This window comes from Nocardioides sp. P5_C9_2 (assembly GCF_054049555.1).
The window spans coordinates 1-3,064 of record NZ_JBFUMD010000465.1 but is presented as its reverse complement, the minus strand read 5'-3'; the positions used below and the strand labels follow the sequence as shown (position 1 = coordinate 3,064).

Sequence of the window (3,064 nt, the reverse complement as noted above, 5' to 3'; positions counted from 1 at the left end):
GTCGTGCAGGGCCAGCACCGTGGCGATGGCCTCGAGCGCCCCGGCGCCGCCGAGCAGGTGCCCGGTCATCGACTTGGTGCTGGTGACGACGCACCGGTCGACGTGCTCGCCGAGCACKGCGTGCAGCATCAGGCCCTCGGCGATGTCGCCCTTGGGGGTCGAGGTGGCGTGCGCGTTGACGTGCACCACGCTGGCGGGGTCGACCTCGCCCTCCCGCATGGCCATCGTGATGGCGCGGGTGCCTCCGCGACCCTCGGGGTCGGGCTGGGCGATGTCGTGGGCGTCGTTGCTGATGCCGGCGCCGAGCGCGTAGGCGTAGATCGTGGCGCCGCGGGCCTTGGCGTGCTCCTCGGACTCGAGGACCAGCACGGATCCGCCCTCGCCGAGCACGAAGCCGTCGCGGGCCACGTCCCAGGGACGGGAGACCGTCGCCGGGTCGCCCTCGTTCTTGGAGAGCGCCATCATGTTGGCGAACGCGGCCATGGGCAGCGGGTGGATGGCGGCCTCGGTGCCGCCGGCCAGCACCACGTCGGCGCGGCCGAGGCGGATCAGGTCGATGGCCATGGCGATGGCCTCGTTGCCGGAGGCGCAGGCGGAGGTCGGGGCGTGCACCGCCGCGCGGGCGCCGTACTTGAGGCTCACGTTGGCCGCCGGGGCGTTGGGCATGAGCATCGGGACGGCGAGCGGCGAGACGCGCCGGGCGCCCTTCTCGAGCAGGATGTCGTAGTTGGCGAGCAGCGTGGTGACGCCGCCGATGCCGGAGGCGAGCGCCACGGCGAGGCGCTCGGGCTCGAGGCCCGAGTCCTCCAGGCCGGCGTCGGCCCACGCCTGGTCGGCCGCGACCATCGCGAACTGGCTGGAGCGGTCGAGACGGCGGGCCTTGACCCGGTCGAGGACCTCGGACGGCTCGACGGCCACCCGGCCACCGATCTTGACGGGGAGCTGCTCGACCCAGTCGTCGGTGAGGGGACGGATGCCGGACGTGCCGGCCAGCAGGGCCTGCCAGGTCGAGGTGACGTCACCGCCGACGGGGGAGGTGGTACCCAGTCCGGTGACCGCTACGCGGGTCGAGCTCATCAGGTCTTCCGTTCTCGAGGAGGGTGGTGCGGGCGGCGGCCGGTGGCCGGGCGATCGCCCGGCCACCAGACGACCTCAGCCCTGGGCGCGCTCGATGAAGGCGACGGCGTCGCCGACGGTCTTGAGGTTCTTGACCTCGTCGTCGGGGATCGTGACGCCGAACTTCTCCTCGGCCGCCACGACGACCTCGACCATCGACAGGGAGTCGACGTCCAGGTCATCGACGAACGACTTGTCGAGCTGCACGTCGTCGGCGTCGATGCCGGYGACCTCGTTGACGATCTCGGCGAGGTCGGCGCGGATCTCTTCGGTGGTGGCCATGTTGGGGGGCCTTCCTTCCTGGTGGGTGCTGCGTGATGGGTACTGCCTGGTGGTGAAACGGGGGTGGTGGTGAAACGGGCGGGTCAGGGGACCGTGACGACCTGGGCGGCGTAGGAGAGTCCCGCGCCGAAGGCGATCAGCAGGGCGGTGTCTCCGCTCTTCGCGTCGCCCTCCTCGATCATCCGGTTGAGCGCGAGCGGGACCGACGCGGCCGAGGAGTTGCCCTGGTCGGCGACGTCGCGGGCGATGCGGACGTGCGGGGGCAGCTTCATCGACCGGGCCATCGCGTCGATGATGCGCATGTTGGCCTGGTGCGGGACGAAGACATCGAGGTCGTCGAGGGTGATGCCGGCGCGGTCGAGGGCCTGCTGGCCGATCTTGGCCATGGCGAAGGAGGCCCACCGGAACACCGGGTTGCCCTGCATCACCAGGTGCGGCATCACGCCGCTGCCCGGCATCTCGGGACTGCCGACCACGTCGCGCCAGTCCTCGCGCTGCCGGATCAGGTCGAACTGCTCACCGTCGGAGCCCCACACGACCGGACCGATGCCGGGGGTGTCGCTGGGTCCGACGACCGCCGCGCCCGCCCCGTCGGCGAAGATGAAGGCGGTGCCGCGGTCGGTGAGGTCGAGGATGTCGGTGAGGCGCTCGACGCCGATGACCAGGACGTAGCGGGCGCTGCCGGCACGCACGAAGTCGGAGGCCATCGAGATGCCGTGGCAGAACCCGGAGCATGCCGCCGAGATGTCGAACGCGGCGGCCTGGTCGGTGCCGAGCTCGTGTGCGACCGCGGTGGCGACGGCGGGGGTCTGCAGCAGGTGGCTGACGGTGGCGACGACCACGCAGTCGATCTGGGCGGCGTCGAGGCCGGCGCGCTCGATCGCGACCCGCGAGGCCTCGACCGACATCATCTGGACCGACTCGTCCGGTCCGGCCCAGCGCCGCGTCTTGATGCCCGAGCGTTGCTGGATCCACTCGTCGCTCGAGTCGATCGCGTCGACGACCTCGGAGTTGGGCACGAGGCGCACGGGCCGGTAGGCACCCACACCGAGGATCGCGGCGTGCGGCGAGCCGGAGCCGGGGGTGATCGCGGCGCCCATCAGACGGCACCGCCCTGCGGGTGCAGGCGGACCAGGGGCTGGCCGGGGGAGACGATGTCGCCGTCCTCCACGAGCCACTCGACGACCTGTCCGCCGTGCAGCGCGGTGACCGGGGTCCGGTCGCGGGTGCTCGCGACCTCACCGATCGTGCAGCCGGGCGGCAGGACGTCGACGTCGGCCGCCTCCGCGGAGCGGTGGAAGGTGCCCTTGCCGGGAGAGACGACCATCCGCCACGTGGGCGTGGTCTCGATGACCGACTGCTCGCCGTGCTTGTTGACGAACGCACGGGCGGCGTCGAGCTGGTCGGGCGTCTTGAGGGCGAAGGTGTCCACGCCCTTCATGGCGCGCTTGGCGATGCCGGTCAGGGTGCCGGCCGGCGGCATCTCGAGGATGCCGGTCACGCCGAGGTCGAGCATGGCGTCCATGCACAGGTCCCAGCGGACGGGGGCGGCGATCTGGCCGACGAGCCGGGCCAGCACCTCGCGGCCGTCGTGGACGACCTGGCCGTCACGGTTGGAGATCACCGCGGTACGGGGGTCGTGGGTGGAGACCGAGCGGGCCAGGGA

General features: G+C 72.0%; 3 protein-coding genes and 1 pseudogene. All 4 read right to left on the bottom strand.

Annotated elements, in window-relative coordinates; genetic code table 11:
• On the bottom strand, positions 1-1,077 hold a 1,077-nt coding region (locus tag ACXJKL_RS18210), incomplete at its 3' end, for a beta-ketoacyl-[acyl-carrier-protein] synthase family protein (RefSeq protein ID WP_457208413.1).
• A 75-nt stretch (positions 1,078-1,152) separates the two neighbouring features.
• Positions 1,153-1,398 carry an acyl carrier protein gene (locus tag ACXJKL_RS18205; protein ID WP_457208412.1) on the bottom strand — a complete coding sequence of 82 codons (246 nt, stop codon included), beginning with the start codon at positions 1,396-1,398 and terminating at the stop codon, positions 1,153-1,155.
• Positions 1,399-1,481: 83 nt separating this feature from the next.
• Entirely contained in the window at positions 1,482-2,498 is a 1,017-nt protein-coding gene (locus ACXJKL_RS18200) for a beta-ketoacyl-ACP synthase III (protein ID WP_457208411.1), read from the bottom strand.
• Positions 2,498-3,064: pseudogene (locus ACXJKL_RS18195) on the bottom strand (ACP S-malonyltransferase); the annotation flags it as partial. The gene ACXJKL_RS18200 and the pseudogene ACXJKL_RS18195, both read right to left, overlap by 1 nt.

What these genes read in the sequence shown, in the direction of transcription:
- ACXJKL_RS18200 (WP_457208411.1), bottom strand. Translation starts at nt 2,498, where the DNA reads ATGGGCGCCGCGATCACCCCCGGCTCCGGCTCGCCGCACGCCGCGATC.